The sequence below is a fragment of the Mycobacterium paraffinicum genome, assembly GCF_001907675.1.
In the GTDB taxonomy this organism is placed as follows: Bacteria; Actinomycetota; Actinomycetes; order Mycobacteriales; family Mycobacteriaceae; genus Mycobacterium; species Mycobacterium paraffinicum_A.
In genome coordinates this window covers 71,245-90,676 of the sequence record NZ_MPNT01000008.1, presented here as the reverse complement: position 1 = coordinate 90,676, position 19,432 = coordinate 71,245, and the positions used below count along the sequence as shown (strand labels likewise).

The 19,432-nt window shown below is 71.2% G+C and carries 19 protein-coding genes and 1 riboswitch; of the genes, 8 read left to right on the top strand and 11 right to left on the bottom strand.

Annotated elements, in window-relative coordinates; translation table 11 throughout:
- Positions 1–39 precede the first annotated feature (39 nt).
- Positions 40–561 (top strand): serine/threonine protein kinase, encoded by a 522-nt coding sequence (locus BRW65_RS11235; protein ID WP_073874516.1) that lies wholly within the window; start codon positions 40–42, stop codon positions 559–561.
- 4 nt (positions 562–565) lie between these two features.
- Here BRW65_RS11235 and BRW65_RS11230 read toward each other — a convergent pair whose 3' ends face one another.
- From BRW65_RS11230 to thiO, 4 genes are all read right to left on the bottom strand, one after another.
- The gene (locus tag BRW65_RS11230; RefSeq protein WP_073874514.1) at positions 566–1,324 is read right to left on the bottom strand and encodes an SGNH/GDSL hydrolase family protein; all 759 of its coding nucleotides are present in this window, start codon (positions 1,322–1,324) and stop codon (positions 566–568) included.
- Positions 1,321–2,079, bottom strand: a complete 759-nt coding sequence (locus BRW65_RS11225; protein WP_073874512.1) for a thiazole synthase — start codon at positions 2,077–2,079, stop codon at positions 1,321–1,323. The genes BRW65_RS11230 and BRW65_RS11225 overlap by 4 nt, the downstream gene beginning before the upstream one ends.
- Complete coding sequence (gene thiS, locus BRW65_RS11220) at positions 2,072–2,269, bottom strand: sulfur carrier protein ThiS (RefSeq protein ID WP_073874510.1); 198 nt, start codon at positions 2,267–2,269, stop codon at positions 2,072–2,074. The genes BRW65_RS11225 and thiS overlap by 8 nt, the downstream gene beginning before the upstream one ends.
- A complete protein-coding gene (thiO, locus tag BRW65_RS11215) occupies positions 2,266–3,279 on the bottom strand; it encodes a glycine oxidase ThiO (protein WP_073874508.1) in 1,014 nt (337 codons plus the stop codon). Before thiO ends, thiS begins: the two co-directional genes overlap by 4 nt.
- Positions 3,269–3,379, bottom strand: a riboswitch (TPP riboswitch). Its footprint overlaps the gene before it by 11 nt.
- 36 nt (positions 3,380–3,415) lie before the next feature.
- Here thiO and thiE point away from each other — a divergent pair.
- The gene (gene thiE / locus BRW65_RS11210; protein WP_073874506.1) at positions 3,416–4,087 is read left to right on the top strand and encodes a thiamine phosphate synthase; all 672 of its coding nucleotides are present in this window, start codon (positions 3,416–3,418) and stop codon (positions 4,085–4,087) included.
- Here thiE and BRW65_RS11205 read toward each other — a convergent pair.
- Positions 4,059–4,694: an NUDIX hydrolase gene (locus BRW65_RS11205; protein ID WP_073874504.1), complete on the bottom strand. Its 636-nt coding sequence runs from the start codon at positions 4,692–4,694 to the stop codon at positions 4,059–4,061. The two genes, thiE and BRW65_RS11205, sit on opposite strands and share 29 nt — an antisense overlap.
- A 134-nt stretch (positions 4,695–4,828) precedes the next feature.
- Between BRW65_RS11205 and glnX the strand changes: the two genes are divergently transcribed.
- From glnX to BRW65_RS11190, 3 genes are read left to right on the top strand one after another with little or no spacing between them, the layout of a single operon-like run.
- Entirely contained in the window at positions 4,829–6,148 is a 1,320-nt protein-coding gene (gene glnX, locus BRW65_RS11200) for a protein kinase G-activating protein GlnX (RefSeq protein WP_073874502.1), read from the top strand.
- Positions 6,145–7,125 carry a glutamate ABC transporter substrate-binding protein gene (locus BRW65_RS11195; RefSeq protein ID WP_073874500.1) on the top strand — a complete coding sequence of 327 codons (981 nt, stop codon included), beginning with the start codon at positions 6,145–6,147 and terminating at the stop codon, positions 7,123–7,125. Before glnX ends, BRW65_RS11195 begins: the two co-directional genes overlap by 4 nt.
- A 17-nt stretch (positions 7,126–7,142) precedes the next feature.
- The gene (locus BRW65_RS11190) at positions 7,143–9,401 is read left to right on the top strand and encodes a serine/threonine-protein kinase PknG (protein WP_432206419.1); all 2,259 of its coding nucleotides are present in this window, start codon (positions 7,143–7,145) and stop codon (positions 9,399–9,401) included.
- Positions 9,402–9,483: 82 nt separating this feature from the next.
- On the opposite strand, the gene BRW65_RS11185 is transcribed toward BRW65_RS11190, so the two are convergent.
- Complete coding sequence (locus BRW65_RS11185; RefSeq protein WP_073874739.1) at positions 9,484–10,338, bottom strand: DUF559 domain-containing protein; 855 nt, start codon at positions 10,336–10,338, stop codon at positions 9,484–9,486.
- An 84-nt stretch (positions 10,339–10,422) separates the two neighbouring features.
- Between BRW65_RS11185 and BRW65_RS11180 the strand changes: the two genes are divergently transcribed.
- Together BRW65_RS11180 and BRW65_RS11175 are read left to right on the top strand one after the other, a co-directional pair.
- Positions 10,423–11,736 carry a DUF1800 domain-containing protein gene (locus BRW65_RS11180; RefSeq protein WP_073874496.1) on the top strand — a complete coding sequence of 438 codons (1,314 nt, stop codon included), beginning with the start codon at positions 10,423–10,425 and terminating at the stop codon, positions 11,734–11,736.
- Between the two features lie 10 nt (positions 11,737–11,746).
- A complete protein-coding gene (locus BRW65_RS11175) occupies positions 11,747–12,928 on the top strand; it encodes a DUF1501 domain-containing protein (protein ID WP_073874494.1) in 1,182 nt (393 codons plus the stop codon).
- On the opposite strand, the gene BRW65_RS11170 is transcribed toward BRW65_RS11175, so the two are convergent.
- Genes BRW65_RS11170 through fgd form a run of 3 tightly spaced genes read right to left on the bottom strand, consistent with a single transcriptional unit; the run spans position 12,917 to position 17,160 of the window.
- Positions 12,917–14,074: an acetate kinase gene (locus BRW65_RS11170; protein WP_139272997.1), complete on the bottom strand. Its 1,158-nt coding sequence runs from the start codon at positions 14,072–14,074 to the stop codon at positions 12,917–12,919. The two genes, BRW65_RS11175 and BRW65_RS11170, sit on opposite strands and share 12 nt — an antisense overlap.
- Positions 14,067–16,157 (bottom strand): phosphate acetyltransferase, encoded by a 2,091-nt coding sequence (pta, locus tag BRW65_RS11165; protein WP_073874492.1) that lies wholly within the window; start codon positions 16,155–16,157, stop codon positions 14,067–14,069. Before pta ends, BRW65_RS11170 begins: the two co-directional genes overlap by 8 nt.
- On the bottom strand, positions 16,150–17,160 hold the full coding sequence (fgd, locus tag BRW65_RS11160) for a glucose-6-phosphate dehydrogenase (coenzyme-F420) (RefSeq protein ID WP_073874490.1): 1,011 nt from the start codon (positions 17,158–17,160) through the stop codon (positions 16,150–16,152). The genes pta and fgd overlap by 8 nt, the downstream gene beginning before the upstream one ends.
- A 34-nt stretch (positions 17,161–17,194) precedes the next feature.
- Here fgd and BRW65_RS11155 point away from each other — a divergent pair, with 34 nt between their 5' ends.
- Positions 17,195–17,935, top strand: coding sequence for an MBL fold metallo-hydrolase (locus BRW65_RS11155; RefSeq protein ID WP_073874488.1), 741 nt, complete (start codon positions 17,195–17,197; stop codon positions 17,933–17,935).
- Between the two features lie 112 nt (positions 17,936–18,047).
- Here BRW65_RS11155 and BRW65_RS11150 read toward each other — a convergent pair whose 3' ends face one another.
- On the bottom strand, positions 18,048–18,557 hold the full coding sequence (locus BRW65_RS11150; protein ID WP_073874486.1) for a GNAT family N-acetyltransferase: 510 nt from the start codon (positions 18,555–18,557) through the stop codon (positions 18,048–18,050).
- Positions 18,558–18,564: 7 nt separating this feature from the next.
- Entirely contained in the window at positions 18,565–19,428 is an 864-nt protein-coding gene (locus tag BRW65_RS11145; RefSeq protein WP_073874484.1) for an SAM-dependent methyltransferase, read from the bottom strand.
- Positions 19,429–19,432: the final 4 nt, after the last annotated feature.

Sequence of the window (19,432 nt, the reverse complement as noted above, 5' to 3'; positions counted from 1 at the left end):
CCGCATCACCCATCCAACAACCGCAGGGAGGCAACGAAAATGTCACATCTCACCACCGCGCTGCGAGCCGTATCGGCCGCAGCTTTCACCGGATGTTTGGCCTTCGCGGGTAGCGCCATCGCGGTGGCGGAACCCAACACCGGCAGCGCTGCCGACATGAACACGCTGGCCGCCAACCTGTCGAAAGGCTACGGCCTCAACAACTGCAAGCCGCAGGAGCTGACCGAATCCGGCGAACTGGCCGAGCTCCTGTGCGGGCAGAGCCCCGACCCCAGCGGACCGGGCTCCGGCGTCTACGCCCTGTTCTCCAACGGCACGAACTTGAGCGCCGCGTTCAGTTCCACCATCAAGGATGTGTCACTGGCCGCGTGCGGGGACGCCGGGCAGTCACCGGGAACCTGGAAGCAGAACGGCCAGACCGGCGGCCAGATCGCCTGCGGCACCTACAAGAACTACGCGACGTTGACCTGGACCACCGACGCCAAGAACGTGTTGGGCCACCTCACCGCGGCCAACTCCGACGTCAACGCCCTCTACCAGTGGTGGCGTACGAACGGCTGACCCGTCACCACAGCCCGGACACCAGTTCGGCCACGGCGCGCATCCCCGCCGCGTTCGGGTGCAACGGCGCCGCCCGGCCCGGCAGCGGCACACCGGGTCTCGTGGTCCACGGGTCGCCCGACCACGCGTGATGTTCGCGGCTGGCCGCTGCCGCCCCGACGATCTCGCAGCCGGTCGCCATCGCCGCGTCAGCCGTGAGTCGCTCCAGCGTCGCGGCCACGTGGCGGCCGAGGTCGGCATCGGCTTGCGAAAGCGGGGCGGCCGGTGTGCCCGCGGGGGGCAGGACGGTGAGGTAGTCGACGAAGAAGATCCGGGCCCGCGGCGCGCGCTCGCGCACCGCGCGACCGACCGCGCACAACGATTCGAACACCGCGTCGAGCGCCTCGACCCGCGCGTCGCGGTCCAGCAGGTCGGCAATGCGCGCACCGAGCAGTGGCAGCCGCCGGACGGGGCGCGGCACCGAGGCGGCCATCAGCAGCGGAATGTAGCCGACGTCGTTGCCGCCGATCGTTATGGTCACCAGGCTTTCCGAGCCGTTCAGGGCGGTGATCTGCGGTGGCGTGCCGCGCTGGTGATCGGCGAGCACGTGGGCGGTGGTCGCACCGGAGAACGTGACGTCTACCAGGTCGAGGTCGCACCGTCGCGCGACCAGGTGCGGGTAGTTGCGCGCCGACCGGCCCGAGCCCCAGGGAGCGCCCGCGGCGCGCGGCCGGATGCCCGGACCGGCGGCCATCGAACTGCCCAGCGCCACATATCTTTTCATCGCTGAGGGCTGGACGCCTGCGCCCAGAAGCGCTTGGGAATCCGCCCCGCACGGCGGGCCAGATAGCCGGCGGTGACGGCGGCGGCCATCGCGGCCGCCATCGTCGCCGGATCGGTGGCCCGGGTCACCGCGGTGGCCAAAAGCACCGCGTCGCAACCCAACTCCATCGCCAGCGCGGCGTCGCTCGCGGTCCCGATGCCGGCGTCGAGCACCACCGGAACGCCTGCCCGGGCGACGATCATCTCGATGTTGTGCGGGTTGATGATGCCCAGGCCGGTGCCGATCGGCGACCCCAGTGGCATGACCGCCGCGCAGCCGGCGTCCTCGAGCCGACGGGCCAACACCGGGTCGTCGTTCGTGTACGGCAGCACGACGAACCCGTCGTCCACCAACTGCTCTGCGGCCCGCACCAATTCGACCGCGTCGGGCAACAGTGTGCGCTCGTCGGCGATCACCTCCAGCTTGACCCAATTGGTGTTCAACGCCTCGCGGGCCAGCTGCGCGGTGAGCACCGCCTCCGCCGCGCTGCGGCACCCCGCGGTGTTGGGCAGCGGCGTGATGCCGAGCCGGTTGAGCAGGTCGAGCAGCCCGGTCCCACCCTCGGCGTCGACCCGCCGCATCGCGACGGTGGTCAGCTCGGTGCCCGACGCCACCAGCGCCTCTTCCAACGCTGCCAGGCTGGTCGCTCCCCCGGTGCCCATGATCAGCCGCGAGGCGAAGCTGCGATCGCCGATGGTGAGCTTGGTTTCAGCCACCCTGCACCGCCGTCAGCACCTCGAGCCGAGCACCGTCGGAAAGCGTTGCGTCCCAACGTGATCGGGGCAGCAGGGCGTCGTCCATCGCCACCGCGACGCCGCGGTTCGGGTAGCCCAGCGTCTCCAGCAGCGCGGCCACCGTGGTCCGTTCGTCGACCTCGACCTTCCGCTCGTTGACCACGACGATCATGACCGGGCTCCGACCGGGGCCAGTTCGGACACGATCTGTTCCGCCGTCCACGGCGCCAGCAGGAAGCCCGACCGGCCGTGGCCGCCGGCCACCAATATGCGCTCGTCCAGGCGCCGGACCAGGGGCAGGTTGTCGGGCGTCATCGGGCGCAGCCCGGCGGCGCACTCGGCCAACTCGTATTCGCCCAGCGCCGGCAACACCGCGCAGGCGTCCTCGAGCAGGTCCCGCACCCCCGAGACCACCGGGGCGGTGTCGCGCCCGTGTTCGTACTGGGTGGCGCCGACGACCACCCCGTCGGCGCGCGGCACCAGGTATACCTGGCGCCCGTGGACGCGGGCGCGAATGACGCGCTGCGGCACCGGCATACACCCCCGCCGCCAGCGCAGCCGCAGCACCTCACCCTTGACCGGGCGCACCGGCAGGCCCGGCCACAGCGCGGGCGCGTCGATGCCGTTGGCGATCACCACCGCGTCGCCCTCGACCGACAGGTCGCGCGCCGGCGGCGCCCAGCGCACCCCGAGGCGCTCGCACTGCGCGGACAGGCCGTCCAGCACCGCGCGGTTGTCCACGGCCAGCTCGGTGGGCGCCCGGAAGCCGTGCCGGATGCCCTGCGCCAGCAGGGGTTCCACGTCCCGGGCGGCCGCCTCCCAGACCACCGGGTGCCCCTGAGCGGACAACCAGTCGGCGACGGTGCGCAGGTCCGCGACGTCGGCCCGGTCGACCGCCACCACCAGCGACTCGCGGGCGGTCACCACCTGTGGCGGCAGCCCGTCGAGGAAGCCGCCCTCGCGCCACAGCCGCAGCGACTCGAGGCCCAGCCGCAGCAACCGTTCCTCGCCGGGCCAGCCTTCGCTGTGCGGGGCCAGCATGCCGCCGGCGACCCAGGAGGCGCCCTGGTCGGCGGTGCGGTGCACCCGCACCGACCACCCGTCCTGCGCGGCGCGGCGCGCCACGGCCAGCCCGATCACGCCGCCGCCGATGACCGCCAACGACCCACGGTCTGCTGGCATCCTGGCCTCCCTTCGCCGGCATGACCCGGATCAGGTGTGACGGTAAGGGCGGGCGCGCCCACTCTCAGACCCCGTTCCCGGGACTCCCGTGTCTGTAGGTTCTTCGGCCTCCACGCTAGCGCGCTAGCGTCGCGGTGTGCATCAGCGAGTTACCCGCCTGGCGGCCGCGCGGCTATATCTGTGCACCGACGCGCGCCGCGAGCGCGGCGATTTGGCCGAGTTCGCCGACGCCGCCCTGGCCGGCGGGGTCGACATCATCCAGCTGCGCGACAAGGGATCGCCCGGCGAGCAGCGGTTCGGGCCCCTCGAGGCGCGCGACGAGCTCGCCGCGTGCGAGGTCCTGGCCGACGCGGCCCGCCGCCATGGCGCGCTGTTCGCGGTCAACGACCGGGCCGATATCGCCCGCGCCGCCGGCGCCGATGTGCTGCACCTGGGGCAGGGCGACCTGCCGCTGGACGTGGCCCGGGGATTCGTCGGTCCCGACACCCTGCTCGGCCTGTCCAGCCACGACGCCGACCAGGCCGCCGCGGCCAACGCCGGCGAGGCCGACTACTTCTGCGTCGGCCCGTGCTGGCCCACCCCCACCAAGCCGGGGCGGGAGGCCCCGGGCCTGCGGCTGGTGCGGGCGGCGGCCGAGTTCGGCGGGGACAAGCCGTGGTTCGCGATCGGCGGTATCGACCAGCGGCGGCTGCCCGAGGTGCTCGCCGCCGGCGCCCGGCGGATCGTGGTGGTGCGGGCGATCACCGCGGCCTCCGACCCGCGGGCGGCGGCGCAGCGGCTCAGCTCAGCGCTTGCAGCAGCGAGTTGATGCGCGGATGCAGCGGTGCCGTATCGGCCTGAAGCGGGGGGCCCGGCATGCACCAGACGAAGACGCCGTCCTCGATCTCGATCGTGCGCGGCAGGTGCCGCCGTCGCTCGTCGGCCTGGCCCAGCGGCACCAGCGCCGTGGCGGTGCGCAGCCGTTGCCAGCTCGCCGCGAAGCCGGGATGCAGCGGCAGCTCGGCCACCTCGTCCTCGGCGACCCAGCGCATCTCGGCGCTCTCCCGGTTGGGCACGGTGTGCAGCTGCTCGGCGGCGTCGGCGACGACCGTGGTGTAGGTCCAGCGCGCGCCGCCGTGCCCGGCGACCTCGGCGGTGACCACCGTCGACCGCACGGTCAGCAGCTCGCCCGACAGGCCGGCCTCCTCGTGCGCCTCCCGGACGGCCGTCTCCTCCGGGCTCTCGTGGCTGTCGCGCGCCCCGCCCGGCAGGCCCCAGGTCCCGCCCTGGTGGCTCCAGACCGCGCGGTGCTGCAGCAGCACCGCCGGCGTGCCGTCCGGCCGGGGGGCCCGCAGCAGCAGACCCGCCGCGCCGAAACGGCCCCAATAGTGGGCGCCGCTGTCGGAAACCACCCAGCCGTCGCCGTCGCCCTGCACGCGTTCAGGATAGGCACGTGATCCGCTGGTCAATTGGTCTGCCTCCACCCATCCGTCGCAACATTCTCTTAGAATTCGCTTATAGAGTTTGGTGCAGCGTTCCAGGGGCCGCGAAAGATGAGGGCTGATTCGACGTGACGGTTGAGCTGGCGCACCCGTCGACGGAACCGCAGGGGTCGCGGTCGCCGGCCGAACCAGCCCACCCGCGCTGGTGGTTCATCTCCACCACACCGGGCCGCATCCTGAGCATCGGAATCGTGCTGGCGGTGCTCGGCGGCATCTGCGCCTTCGCCACCTCCACCACCATCAACCACCGGCAGCAGGTGCTGACCACGGTGCTCAACCACACCGAGCCGCTGTCGTTCGCCGCCGGACGGCTGTACACCACCCTGTCGGTGGCCGACGCCGCGGCGGCCACCGCGTTCATCGCGGAGGCCGAGCCGCCGCCGGTCCGGCAGCGCTACGAGCAGGCCATCACCGACGCGGCCGTCGCCGTGACCCGGGCGTCCAGCGGGCTCACCGACGAGCCGCTGGTGCAGCTGCTGGGCCGGATCAACGCCGAACTGGCCGTCTACACCGGCCTGATCGAAATCGCGCGCACCAACAACCGGGAGGGCAACCCGGTCGGGTCGTCGTACCTGTCGGAGGCCTCGGGGCTGATGCAATCGACGATCCTGCCCGACGCGGCCCAGCTCTATCAGGCCACGTCGGAACGGGTGGACGCGGAAACCACCGCGTCCACACAGATTCCTGCGCCGGTCATCCTGGTGGTCACCGCCACCGCGGTCTTCGGCGCCTTCTCCCATCGGTGGCTGGCCCGGCGCACCCGGCGCCGGATCAACCCGGGCCTGGTCGTGGGCGGCCTCGCTATTCTCGTCATGGTGGTATGGGTCGGAACTGCGCTAACGATCTCCACGGCCGCCAGCCGTAGCGCCAAGAACACCGCAGCGGACTCGCTGCGGATCGTCACCAACGTCGCGATCACCGCCCAGCAGGCGCGCGCCGACGAGACGCTGTCGCTGATCCGTCGCGGGGACGAGGAGAAGCGCAAGCAGTCGTTCTATCAACGCATCGACTCCATGCACTCCCAGCTCGACCAGTACATGGTCCGCAGCGACGCCGTCGACAAACCCGACCTGGAGGGCGCCGACCAGCTGCTGCTGCGCTGGCGGCAGGCCAACGACCGGATCACCTCCTACATCTCGGTCGGCAATTACCGGGCGGCCACGCAGGTGGCCCTCGGCAGCAGCGAGGACGACTCGACCCCGGCGTTCGACAAGCTCGAGGACCAATTGGTCAAGGCCATCGAACAGAGCCGCAACCACCTGCGCAACGACGTCCTGAGCGCGCGCAGCGGGCTGTCCGGCGCCCAGGTGGGCGGCGTGGTGCTGTCCCTCGGCGCGGCCATCGCGGTGGCCCTGGGCCTGTGGCCCCGGCTGAGAGAGTATCGATGACGACGCGGCCGGGCCGGTTGCGGCGGGCGGGCGCGGCGCTCGCCGCGGTGGCCGCGGTGGCGGGGTGCTCGCACACGGAATCCCTGTCGGTGCCCAACGTGCCGACGCTGCCGCCGCCCACCCCGGTCGGCATGCAGCAGCTGCCGCCGGAGCCGCCGTTGCCGGCCGACGACGCCAGCCAGAGCTGCGACCTGACCGCGAGCCTGCGGCCCTTCCCGACCAAGGCCGAGGCCGACGCCGCGGTCGCCGACATCCGCGCGCGCGGCCGGCTGATCGTCGGGCTCGACATCGGCAGCAACCTGTTCAGCTTCCGCGACCCGATCACCGGCGAGATCACCGGTTTCGACGTCGACATCGCGGGGGAGATCGCCCGCGACATCTTCGGCGCCCCCTCGCACGTCGAATACCGCATCCTGTCGTCGGACGAGCGCGTCACCGCCCTGCAGCACTCCGAGGTCGACGTGGTGGTCAAGACCATGACGATCACCTGCGAGCGGCGCAAGGAGGTCAACTTCTCGACCGTCTACCTCGACGCCAACCAGCGCATCCTGGCTCCGCGGGATTCGACGATCGCGAAGGTGAGCGACCTGTCCGGCAAGCGGGTCTGCGTGGCCAAGGGTACGACGTCGCTGCACCGGATCCGCCAGATCGACCCGCCGCCCGTCGTGGTGTCGGTGGTCAACTGGGCCGACTGCCTGGTGGCGATGCAGCAGCGCGAGATCGACGCCGTCAGCACCGACGACTCGATTTTGGCCGGGCTGGTCGAGGAGGACCCGTACCTGCACATCGTCGGGCCGAACATGGCGACCCAGCCCTACGGCATCGGGGTCAACCTCACCAACACTGCGCTGGTCCGGTTCGTCAACGGCACCCTGGAGCGGATCCGCCGGGACGGCACGTGGAACACGTTGTACCGCAAGTGGTTGACGGTGCTGGGGCCCGCGCCCGCCCCGCCCACGCCGAGGTATCTGGACTGATGGCCGAGTCGGAGAAGATGGAGCGCCCCGAAACCGGCGGCGACGAAAGCCCGGGCACCCAGCCGCCCGACACGCAGGGCGGTGGCGCGACGACGGGGCGCATCCAGGCCACCCAGGCGCTGTTCCGGCCGGACTTCGACGATGACGACGACGACTTTCCGCACATCTCGCTCGGCACGCTGGACAGCGATGCGCAAGACCGGGTGACGGTGGGAACCCGGGTGCTGCCACCGGTCAGACACCTCGGCGGCGGCCTGGTCGAGATCCCGCGGGTGCGGGACATCGACCCGCTCGAGGCCCTGATGACCAACCCCGTGGTGCCGGAGAGCAAGCGGTTCTGCTGGAACTGCGGAAAGCCGGTCGGCCGGTCCGGCAAGGAGGGCAAGGGCAAGTCGGAGGGCTGGTGCCCCGCCTGCGGCAGCGCGTATTCGTTTCTGCCACAGCTGAATCCGGGCGACATCGTCGCCAACCAGTACGAGGTGAAGGGTTGCATCGCGCACGGCGGCCTGGGCTGGGTGTACCTGGCGGTCGACCACAACGTCAACGACCGCCCGGTGGTGCTCAAGGGCTTGGTGCATTCCGGTGACGCCGAGGCGCAGGCGATCGCGATGGCCGAACGGCAGTTTCTCGCCGAGGTGGTTCACCCGCAGATCGTGCAGATCTTCAACTTCGTCGAGCACAAGGACCGCGCCGGCAACCCGGTCGGCTACATCGTCATGGAGTACATCGGTGGGCAGCCGCTCAAGCACGGCAAGGACAAGAAGTTGCCCGTCGCCGAGGCCATCGCCTACCTGCTGGAGATCCTGCCGGCGCTGACCTATCTGCACTCGATCGGCTTGGTGTACAACGACCTCAAGCCGGAGAACATCATGCTGACCGAGGAGCAGCTGAAGCTGATCGACCTGGGCGCGGTGTCGCGGGTCAACTCGTTCGGCTACCTCTACGGCACGCCGGGGTTCCAGGCGCCGGAGATCGTGCGGACCGGCCCGACGGTCGCGACCGACATCTACACCGTGGGGCGCACCCTCGCGGCGCTGACGGTGAACCTGCCCACCCGCAACGGGCGCTACGTCGACGGCCTGCCCGAAGACGACCCCGTGCTGACCACCTACGACTCGTACCGCCGGTTGCTGCGCCGCGCCACCGATCCCGACCCGCGGCGCCGGTTCTCCAGTACCGACGAGCTGTCGGCCCAGCTGATGGGTGTGCTGCGGGAGGTCGTCGCCCAGGACACCGGCGTGCCGCGGCCCGGTCTGTCGACCATCTTCAGCCCGAGCCGCTCGACGTTCGGGGTGGACCTGCTGGTCGCGCACACCGACGTCTACCTCGACGGCCAGGTCCACTCGGAACGGCTGACGGCCCGCGAGATCGTCACGGCGCTACAGGTGCCGCTGGTGGATCCGGCCGACGTCGCCGCGCCCGTGCTGCAGGCGACGGTGCTATCCCAGCCGGTGCAGACCCTGGACTCGTTGCGCGCGGCCCGCCACGGCACGCTGGACGCGGACGGCGTCGAGGTGTCCGAGTCGACCGAGCTGCCGCTGATGGAGGTTCGCGCGCTGCTGGACCTGGGCGACGTGGCCAAGGCCACCAGGAAGCTGGACGACCTGGCCGAGCGGGTGGGCTGGCAGTGGCGGCTGGTCTGGTACAAGGCCGTCGCCGAGCTGCTCACCGGCGACTACGAGTCCGCCACAACGCATTTCACCGAGGTGCTGGACACCTTCCCCGGCGAGCTGGCGCCCAAGCTGGCGCTGGCCGCCACCGCCGAGCTGGCCGGCAACGTCGACGAGCAGAAGTACTACCAGACGGTGTGGAAGACCAACGACGGGGTGATCTCGGCGGCTTTCGGATTGGCCAGATGGCTGTCCGCCGAGGGCGATCGCGCCGGCGCGGTGCGCACGCTGGACGAGGTGCCGCCCACCTCGAGGCATTTCACCACCGCGCGGCTGACGAGTGCGGTGACCCTGCTGTCCGGGCGGTCGAAGAGCGAGATCACCGAGGAGGACATCCGTGACGCCGCCCGGCGCGTGGAGGCGCTGCCGCCGACCGAGCCGCGCGTGCTGCAGATCCGCGCGCTGGTGCTGGGCTGCGCGATGGACTGGCTGGAGGGCAACAAGGCCAGCACCAATCACATCCTGGGCTTCCCGTTCACCGAGCACGGGTTGCGGCTGGGCGTCGAGGCCGCGCTGCGCAACCTGGCCCGGGTCGCGCCCACCCAACGCCACCGCTATGAGTTGGTGGACATGGCGAACAGGGTGCGGCCGACGAGCACGTTCTAGGTTGCGCCCCTTGCGCTCTTGCCCGATCGCGTGTGCGTCCAGGGCGGCGACACGCCGTACGGGCCCCGCCCTGAGCGCACACTCAAAGCCGTGCGCGCACGCTCGATGCGGCCAGCGCGGCCCGGACCCGCCGCACGATGGCGGCGGGCCGGTCCTCGGCGACGACCCGGACGACGATCCACCCCATCCGCTCCAGCGTTTTCATGCGGCGAATGTCCTTGACGTACTGCCGCCGGTCGGTGCGGTGTTGGTCGCCGTCGTATTCGACGGCGACCATGGACTCCTCCCAGCCCAAATCCAGGAACGCGACCGGGATCCCGTCTTCGCCCAGCACCGGTATCCGGGTCCGCGGCCGCGGCAGGCCCGCGTCGATCAGGAGCAGCCGCAGGTAGCTCTCCCTGGGCGACTGGGCGCCCGGATCGACCAAGCCCAGCGCGGTCTCCAGCCGCCGCAGGCCGGGTGAGCCGGGATGACACCGCGCGACGCGCAGCACGTCGTCGGCCTTGAAGCCCGTCGCCCGGGCCAGCGCGTCCAGCCGCGCCACGGCCGAGCGCACGGCCCCGCGCCGGCCGATGTCGAAGGCGGTGCGCTCGGGCGTGCTCACCGGGTAGCCGCCCACGATCTGCGTCTCGCCGTCCAGCAGCGCGCCGCGGCGCGTCAACACCCCACGCGGCGCGCGGCCGTTGGTGTGTGCCAGCTCGACGGGCACATCGTCGGGAATCCATTCGGCGCCATGCAGTCTGGCGGCGGCGGCCCCGACCACGGTCGCCCGGCGCCCCGACCACAGCCAGGCCGCCCGGATGCGCAGCTCCAGTGACGGCTCGGCGTCGTTGGCCAGGTAGACCTTCGGAAGCACGCCGCGGTAGTGGGTCCGCAGTTGATGGCGCGTCACCGCCCCGGACGCCAGCGCCTCGGTGCCGATGAAGGGTTGTTCCATGTCGGGCAGGTTCGCACCGCGGGTGCCGCGCGCGTGTGCGGCCATCCACAGGGAAAACATAGGTCCATGCCGCACAGTTGACGCATGCCCGGTCAGTCGACGGCGTGGATCACCACGGCCCGCGCGCTGCGCCGGGCCGGGTTCGGCGTGACCGGCCCGGAGGTCGACGCCGCGGTCACCCGCGACTGGCCCGGCTATGTCGACGCCATGCTGGCCGCGAATCCCGACGCCGACCCGGGAGCGGTCGCCAGCCCGATGCCGACGTTGCAGCCGCCCCGACCGCCCGGAAAGGGCGCCGTGCCCGCGGCCCGCAAGCAATACAACCAGCAGCTCTCCGAGCAGCGGAAGACGCTGTCCGACTGGTGGCTGCGCCGCATGGTCGGCGTGCGGCAGCCGCTCGGGGAGAAGCTGACACTGCTGTGGCACAACCACTTTGCCACCTCCGCTCAGAAGGTCCGGGTCGCGGCGTACATGGCCGCACAGAACCAGAAGCTGCGCACCCTGTCGCTGGGCGACTTCCGCGCCCTGGCCTACGCGATGCTGACCGACGCCGCCATGCTGCGCTGGCTGGACGGGCAGGCCAGCACCGCCAAGGCGCCGAATGAGAACCTGGCGCGCGAGTTCATGGAGCTGTTCGCCCTCGGCCACGGCAACGGCTACACGGAGGACGACGTGCGCAACGGCGCCCGCGCGCTGACGGGCTGGGTGATCGGGGCCGACGGCGACACGTCGCTGGCCCCCAAACGCCATGACGGCGCGGCGAAGACGCTGTTCGGGCGGACCCGCGACTTCGACGCGGCCGGGTTCTGCGATGCCGTCCTGGCCCAGCCGAAGTCGGCGGAGTACGTCGCGGGGCGGCTGTGGCGGCAGCTCGCGTCCGACGATCCGCCGTCGCGCCCCGTGCTCGACAGGCTGGTCTCCGCGTACGGCCCCGGCCGGGACCTGCGTGCCCTGACCCGGGCGATCCTCACCGACGACGAATTCGTCCGCGGGCGTGCCACTGTCGTCAACCCGCCGGTCGAATGGCTCGTCGGCGTCATGCGGGCGCTGCGGGTACCCATCGACCCGTCCACCCGGAAGGTTGCCGACACGACGTTGCACGCGCTCGGACAGCGGCCGTTCTATCCGCCGAGCGTCGGCGGCTGGCCGCAGGGCCAGGTGTGGCTGTCCACCGCCAGCGCCGAGGCGCGGCTGCGGGGCGCCAACCGGCTCGCTCACGCCGGCGACCTGTCCGGCGTCGAGAGCACCGCGCCCGGTGACCGCATCGAGGCGGTCGGCTACCTGATCGGCGTCGGCGACTGGTCGGACCGGACCGCCGACGCCCTGCGGCCCCTGGTGCGCAACCCGCCGCAACTGGTCGCGGCTGCGGTCAACACCCCCGAATACCTGACCTCCTAGCGAGAACACGATGTCCGAGATGAACCGCCGCAGATTCCTGGTCGCCAGCGCGGGCGTGGGCGCGGCCGGCCTGCTGTCGACCGCGGTGGCGGTCGGCTGGCCCGACCTGATGCGCGCGGCCCAGGACCGGCCGCTGGCCGACGGGGCGGGCGTGCTGGTGCTGGTCACGCTCTACGGCGGCAACGACGGGATCAACACGCTGATTCCCTACGCGGACAACGCGTATCACGACGCCCGGCCGGAACTGGCCTACGCCCCGGGCGACGTGCTGCACCTCGACGAGGCGCTGGGTCTCAACCCCGCACTGAAGGGCCTGGCGCAGTTGTGGGTCCGGCGGCAACTCGCCATCGTGCGCGGCGTGGGCTATCCGCGGCCGGACCACAGCCACTTCCGGTCCATGGATATCTGGCAAACGGCGTCTCCCGCCGAGCCAGTGTCGACAGGCTGGATCGGCCGCTGGCTGGACGCCACCGGCGACGACCCGCTGCGGGCGGTCAACATCGGTCCCGTGCTTCCGCCACTTGCGGTGGGCGAAAAGCACACCGCCGCCGCACTTTCCCTGGCTCCCGAGCCGACCGGACAGGGCCTCGACGCACTGATGGGTGCCCTCGGCGCCGACGACCCCGACGACACTCCGGCGATGGCCGCGGTGCGCAAGGCCTACCGGGCCGCCCGCACGACCGGCAAGGCGTTTGAATCGGTGAAACCCGCAGCCAATCAACCCAATTCGCTATCCGCCCAGCTGAGCATGGTGGCCCAGGCGGTGCGGGCCCGCGTGCCGACGCGGGTGTACACCGCGCAATTGGGGGGTTTCGACACGCACGCCGGGGAACGGGCCACGCAGCAACGCCTGCTCGCGACGTTCGACGAGGCGCTGACCTCGTTCCTGCAGCAGGTCGCCGGCCGCAATGTTGTCGTCATGGCGTATTCGGAGTTCGGCCGCCGAGTGCGCGCCAACGCGTCGCAGGGCACCGATCACGGCACGGCCGGCCCCGTCTTCGTCGCGGGCGCGCCCGTTCGGGGCGGTTTCTACGGCGACGAGCCCAGCCTCACCGACCTCGACACCGGGGACTTGAAGTACACCACCGACTTTCGCGACGTGTACCACGAGCTGCTCGCGCGAACCGTCGCGACGGATCCCGCGCCGGCGGTGGGCGCCGGGCGAAAGAGCCTGGGCTTCCTAACCGCTTAGCGCACCCACGCACTCGCGGGCGATGGCCAGTTCCTCGTTGGTGGGGATCACCAGCACGGCGATCGGGGATTCCTCCGCGGAGATCTGCCGGGCGCCCTTGCCGCCACCGAGGTTGCGGCGCTCGTCGAGCACGATGCCCAACTCCTCCAGACCGGCCAGCGCGTCGCGGCGCACCGCCGCGTCGTTCTCCCCGATGCCGGCGGTGAAGCTGATGACGTCGGTGTGCCCCAGCACCGCCAGGTAGGCGCCGATGTACTTGCGCAGCCGATGGGTGAACACGCTGTAGGCCAATTGCGCTGCGGTGTCACCGGATTCGATCATGGTGCGCAGCCGCCGGAAGTCGCGCTCGCCCGACAGCCCGACCATCCCGGACCGCTGGTTGAGCATGGCCTCCACCTCGTCGACGCCCATCTTCGCGGTGTGGCAGAGGTAGCTGACGATGCTGGGATCGATGTCGCCGCTGCGGGTGCCCATCACCAGGCCCTCCAGCGGCGTCAGGCCCATCGACGTGTCGAGCGGCCTGTTGCCGGCGATCGCCGACGCCGAGCAGCCGTTACCCAGGTGCAGCACAATCTGTTTCAGGCCGCCCAGCGGCCGGCCCAGGAAGGCGGCCGCCTGCTGGCTCACGTACCGGTGCGACGTGCCGTGGAACCCGTAACGGCGGATCTTCCAGCGTTCGGCCAAGCCCCGGTCGATCGCGTATGTCGCCGCCGCGGGCGGCATGTCGTGGAAGAACGCCGTGTCGAAGACCGCGATGTGCGGAAGGTCCGGCAGCAGCTTGCGCGCCACCTCGATCCCCTTGATCGCGGGCGGATTGTGCAGCGGCGCCAGTTCCGAGAGTTCCTCGAGCTTGCGGATCACCGCGTCGTCCACCGGGGTGGGGCGGTAGAACGTGTTGCCGCCGTGCACGACTCGGTGGCCCACCGCCACCAGGCCGCAGTCCCGCAGGTCGATGCCCTCATCGGACAGCGCGTCGAACGCGCGGCGCAGCGCCGCGTCGTGGTCGCGAACCGGCGACGACTCCTCCCCGATCCGTTCGACGTTGCCGGTGGCGCGAGCCACGCCCGAATCCGGGTCGACCAGTTGGTATTTGAGCGACGACGAGCCGGAGTTGATCACCAGCACGGTCCGGTTCGCGCTAGTCACCGGTATCCTGCGCCTGGATCGCCGTGATGGCAACGGTGTTCACGATGTCCTCGACCAGCGCACCGCGGGACAGGTCGTTGACCGGCTTGCGCAGACCCTGCAACACCGGCCCGATCGCGATCGCCCCGGCGCTGCGCTGCACGGCCTTGTAGGTGTTGTTGCCGGTGTTCAGGTCGGGGAACACCAGCACGGTGGCGCGGCCGGCCACCGGCGAGCCGCGCAGCTTGGTGGCCGCGACGGACGGCTCGATCGCGGCGTCGTACTGGATGGGCCCCTCGACCGGCAGCTGCGGCGCCCGCTGCCGCACCAATTCCGTTGCGGTCCTGACCTTGTCGACGTCGGCGCCGGTGCCGGATTCGCCGGTCGAGTAGGACAGCATCGCCACCCGCGGTTCGATGCCGAACTGCCCCGCGGTGCGCGCGGAGGAGATCGCGATGTCGGCCAGCTGCTCCGGCGTCGGGTTCGGGATGATCGCGCAGTCGCCGTAGGCCAGCACCCGGTCGGGCAGGCACATCAGAAAAATGCTGGACACCGTGGAGACGTCGGGCACGGTCTTGATGATCTCGAAGGCCGGACGAACGGTGTGCGCCGTGGTGTGGGCGGCACCCGACACCATGCCGTCGACCATGCCGTTGTAAACCATCATCGTGCCGAAATACGTGGCGTCGCGCATGATCTCGCGGGCGTGCTCGGCGGTGACGCCCTTCGCTTTGCGCAGTTCGGCGTACTGGTCGGCGAACCGGGAACGCAGGTCGCTGGTGCGCGGGTCGATCACCTGCGCGCCGTCCAGGTCCACCCCGAGCTCCCCCGCGCGCTGCCGGATCTGCGCCTCGTCGCCCAGCACCGTGAGGTCGGCGACGCGGCGCTGCAGCACCCGCCCGGCCGATTTGAGGATGCGGTCGTCGTCCCCCTCGGGCAGGACGATGTGCTTGCGGTCCGCCCGCGCCTGCAGCGTGAGCCGGTGGATGAACATCTGCGGCGTGGTCACGGTGGGTATCGGAATCGCAAGCTGCTCAAGCAGATCCGGGACGTCGACGTAGCGGTCCATCAGCTCCAGCGCGGTGTCGATCTTGCGCTGGGAGTTCGCCGTCACGCGCCCGCGGGCGGCGGCGGCCGCGCTGGCGGCGTCGTAGGTGCCCAGCGTGGTGGCGACGATCGGCAGCCGCAGCCGCAGCCCGGCGACCAGGGCCGCGATGGACGGGTGCAGCTGGAAGCCGCCGTTGAGGACGATGCAGGACAGCGACGGAAAGCCCTCGGCCCCATGGGCGCTCGCCACGGCCAGCACCACGTCGGATCGGTCGCCGGGGGTGATCACCGCCATGCCGTCGCTCAGGCGTTCCAGCACGTGGTCGGCGGTCATGCCGGCGACCAGGATGTCGGTGACCTCGCGTTCGCGCAGCGACGCCTCGCCGCTGACCGGCGTCCCGCCGACCGCCTTTTCGAGTTCGGCCACCGTCGGCGCGCACAGCAGCGGCTCCTCGGGCAGCACGTAGCTGCGCTGAGCGAAGGCCTCCAGCGCCTCGGCGACCTCGCCCAGCTGCGCGGGATCGCACCGGTTGGCGACCACCGCGGCGGCGTGGGCGCGCTGGGTGGCCAGCTCGGCCAGGCACACCTCGACGACGCGGGCCACCTCGTCGGGAGTGCGGCCGCGGCCGCTGACCGTGAGCAGCACCGGCGCGCCGAGGTTGACGGCGATCCGGGCGTTGACCGAGAGCTCGGCCGGCCGCGCGACGTCGGTGTAGTCGCTGCCCACGATCACCACCGCGTCGCAGTCGTCGGCCATCGCGTGATAGGCGTCGACGATGGTGGCGATCGCGGCGTCGGTGTCGGCGTGCAGCTGCTGGTACGTGACGCCGACGCACTGCTCGTAGGGCACGCCCGCGGTGGTGTGCCGCAACAACAGGTCGAGGATGTAGTCGCGGTCCTTGCCGTCGGGAACCCGGGTGATGGGCCGGAACACGCCGACCTTGGCGACGGTCGCGGTCAGCCGGTGCAGCAGCCCGAGGGCGAGCGTCGACTTGCCCGTCTCCGGTTCCGGAGCGGCGATGTAAATCCCCGAAGCAGGAACGGCGGGTTCAGCCAAGTCGCCGCAGCCTGGGAGCCAGGTCCTTCTCGAAGAGCTCGAGGAACCGGCGCTGGTCGTGGCCCGGGGCGTGGAACACCAAGTGGTTGAGCCCCCAGTCGACGTAGTCCTTGACCTTCGCGACGGCCTCGTCGGGGTCGGACGCGACGATCCAGCGCTTGGCGACCTGCTCGATCGGCAGCGCGTCGGCGGCCTTCTCCATCTCGATCGGGTCGTCGATGCTGTGCTTCTGCTCGGCGGTCAGCGACAGCGGCGCCCAGAACCGGGTGTTTTCCAGCGCCAGGTCGGGGTCCGGGTCGTAGGAGATCTTGATCTCGATCATCTTGTCGATCTCGTCGACGTTGCGGTCGGCGGCCGCCGCGCCCTCCTTGACGGCCGGGATCAGCTTGTCCTTGTAGAGCTCCTCGCCCTTGCCGGAGGTGCAGATGAAGCCGTCCCCGGCCCGCCCGGCGTATTTCGCCACCGCCGGACCGCCGGCGGCGACGTAGATCGGGACGCCGCCCTCGGGCACGTCGTAGATCGAGGCGCCCTTGAGCCGGTAGTACTCGCCGTCGAAATCGACGCGGTCGCCGCGCCACAGCTCGCGCATCAGGCGCACCGATTCGCGCAGCCGGGCGAACCGCTCCTTGAACTCCGGCCATTCGCCCTCGTATCCGGTGGCGATCTCGTTCAGCGCCTCGCCGGTGCCCACACCGAGGAAGATGCGGTCCGGGTACAGGCAGGCCATGGTGGCGAAGGCCTGGGCGATGACCGCGGGGTTGTAGCGGAAGGTCGGGGTGAGCACCGAGGTGCCCAGCACGATCCGCTTGGTGCGTTCGCCGACGGCGGTCATCCAGGCCAGCGAGAAGGGGGCATGCCCGCCCTCGTGCCGCCACGGCTGGAAATGGTCACTGACGGTTGCGCTGTCCATGCCGTGACCTTCTGCGGCGACAGCGAGTTCGACGAGCTCGCGCGGTGCGAATTGTTCGGCGGATGCCTTGTATCCAAGTTTCAGTTCAGCCACGGGTCATTTCTACTCCCCGCATACACTCGCGGGCATGGCGGAGCTAGTTCAGGTCACCGACAGGGTGCACCTCGCCCAGGGCGACGCGGTCAACTGGACTCTGGTCACCGACGACACCGGCGTGATGTTGATCGACGCCGGCTATCCCGGGGACCGCCAGCATGTGCTGGCCTCGCTGTCCGCGCTGGGGTACGGCCCCGACGACGTGCGCGCCATCCTGTTGACGCACGCGCACATCGACCACCTCGGCACCGCGATCTGGTTCGCCGACGCCCACGGCATCCCGGTGTACTGCCATGCCGACGAGGTGGGGCACGCGAAGCGCGAATACCTCGAGCAGGTGTCCATCGTCGATGTCGCGCTGCGGATTTGGCGGCCCGGGTGGGCCAAGTGGACGGCCCACGTGGTCCGCAGCGGCGGCCTGATCCGCGACGGCATCCCGACGGCCCAGCCGCTGACCGCCGAGCTGGCCGCGAGCCTGCCCGGCCAACCGGTGCCGGTTTTCAGTCCCGGCCACACCAACGGGCACTGCTCGTATCTGGTGGACGGCGTGCTGGTCAGCGGCGACGCGCTGATCACCGGGCATCCGCTGCTGCGCCGGAGCGGGCCGCAGCTGCTGCCCGCGATCTTCAGCTACAGCCAACAGGACTGCATCCGCACCCTGTCCGCGCTCGCCCTGCTCGACACCGAGGTGCTGCTGCCGGGGCACGGCGACGTGTGGCGCGGACCGATTCGGGAGGCGACCGAGGCGGCCCTCGCGCTCGCCGAAAGCTAGGCCGGTCTTCGAGCGCCGAGTGTGGGCCCTAGGCACGCAAACCGCCCGGAATTCGTCCGTAGGCCCCACAGTCGTCGTCCGGCGCGCGGGAACCGTTGCGGCCTTGGTCAGTTCACGGGCGGTCGGGCACCAGCCACTTCTCGAACGCGATCGGCACGAACGGACCCCACGACGGCAGCGGGTCGGCGGGCACCCGGATATACCCGGTCGCGTCATAGAGCGCCTCGGCCTCGGGTTGCCGGTTGCCGGTGATCAGGTAGAGCCGCCGGTACCCGCGCGCGGCGGTCTCGGCCTCCAGGGCCGCGAGCAGGATCCGGGCGTACCCGCGACGCCGGTGGGCGCGGTCGGTCCAGATCCGCTTGAGCTCGGCCGTCTCGGCGTCGTAACGCCGGAACGCGCCGCCGGTGACGGGCACCCCGTCCAGCACGCCGATCAGCAGGCCGCCGTCCGGCGGCGCCAACTCGTCCCGCGGCACCGGCAACCAGGACAGGTGCGTGCTGGGCGTGCCGCCGTAGCGCTGCGCGTACTCCTCGGCGAGCTCGGCCAGCAGCGGCCGCGCCAGCGGGTCGTCGTGCGTGGCCGACACGAATGTCAGCTGCTCGTCTGGGACCGGCTGGGACATGACGACTTCAAACCCGCGTCGCGGTCAGGTATTCCGGGACGAACTCGCTCTCGCCCCGTGGCCGATCGGGCAGCCCCACCGCACCCAGCAGGTCGGTGACGTTCCGCTGCACCGTTTCCCAGCCGGCGCCGGCCAGGTACTCGGGGACGTAGTGGTATTGGCCCGCATGGGTCAGGCTGGCCAGGTCCACGTCCAGGCCGTGCCGGCGCCAGCCGTCGACGAACGACCGCTCCGCCTCCAGCTGCAACGGGGTCCAGGTAGGCAGGTGATCGGCGGCGAGCCGGCTGTCGACCGCGCTCATCGCGGTCACCGCGCGCAGCAAGCGGTCCTGCGCCGCGGGCGTCAGGTACCCGATCAGCAACTGCTCGGCGATCCACACCGTGGGGGCGGCGGCGTCGAAACCGACCCGCCGCAGCGCGGCCGGCCAATCCTGCTGCAGGTCGGCGCCGACGGCGCGCCGGCTGGCCCGCAGGTCGGCGCCCAGTTCGCGCAGCACGTCGGCCTTGAGGTCGAGCACCTCGGGCCGATCGATCTCGAAAACCGTTGTGCCGGGCGGCCACCACAGCCGGTACGGCCGGGTGTCCAGTCCGGACGCCAGGATCACCACCTGGCGCAGGCCCGCCCGTCCGGCCGCGGCGAGAAACTCGTCGACGAATCGGGTGTTCGCCGCGCAGAGCTCCAAGAACCGGGGGTGACCGGCGCCGTCCGCGGCGAACCGGGCGTCGTCGACGACGCGGGCGAGGTGGTCGACCCCGGCGGCGCGCACCAACGGCGCGGCGAACGGATCGTTCAGCAGCCCCGCGTCGGTGCCGACCGCCCGGGCGGCGGCGCCGATGGCCGCGGTCACCGCCACGCCCGCCGTCGTCGCCATGGTG

Bases quoted from the DNA above. Each gene is read 5' to 3' on its own strand.
- BRW65_RS11230 (WP_073874514.1), bottom strand. From the start codon at position 1,324: ATGAAAAGATATGTGGCGCTGGGCAGTTCGATGGCCGCCGGTCCGGGC.
- BRW65_RS11185 (WP_073874739.1), bottom strand. From the start codon at position 10,338: ATGGAACAACCCTTCATCGGCACCGAGGCGCTGGCGTCCGGGGCGGTG.
- BRW65_RS11190 (WP_432206419.1), top strand. From the start codon at position 7,143: ATGGAGCGCCCCGAAACCGGCGGCGACGAAAGCCCGGGCACCCAGCCG.
- thiS (WP_073874510.1), bottom strand. From the start codon at position 2,269: ATGATCGTCGTGGTCAACGAGCGGAAGGTCGAGGTCGACGAACGGACC.
- BRW65_RS11180 (WP_073874496.1), top strand. From the start codon at position 10,423: ATGCCCGGTCAGTCGACGGCGTGGATCACCACGGCCCGCGCGCTGCGC.
- BRW65_RS11235 (WP_073874516.1), top strand. From the start codon at position 40: ATGTCACATCTCACCACCGCGCTGCGAGCCGTATCGGCCGCAGCTTTC.
- BRW65_RS11150 (WP_073874486.1), bottom strand. From the start codon at position 18,557: ATGTCCCAGCCGGTCCCAGACGAGCAGCTGACATTCGTGTCGGCCACG.
- thiO (WP_073874508.1), bottom strand. From the start codon at position 3,279: ATGCCAGCAGACCGTGGGTCGTTGGCGGTCATCGGCGGCGGCGTGATC.
- BRW65_RS11155 (WP_073874488.1), top strand. From the start codon at position 17,195: ATGGCGGAGCTAGTTCAGGTCACCGACAGGGTGCACCTCGCCCAGGGC.
- BRW65_RS11145 (WP_073874484.1), bottom strand. From the start codon at position 19,428: ATGGCGACGACGGCGGGCGTGGCGGTGACCGCGGCCATCGGCGCCGCC.
- BRW65_RS11175 (WP_073874494.1), top strand. From the start codon at position 11,747: ATGTCCGAGATGAACCGCCGCAGATTCCTGGTCGCCAGCGCGGGCGTG.
- BRW65_RS11195 (WP_073874500.1), top strand. From the start codon at position 6,145: ATGACGACGCGGCCGGGCCGGTTGCGGCGGGCGGGCGCGGCGCTCGCC.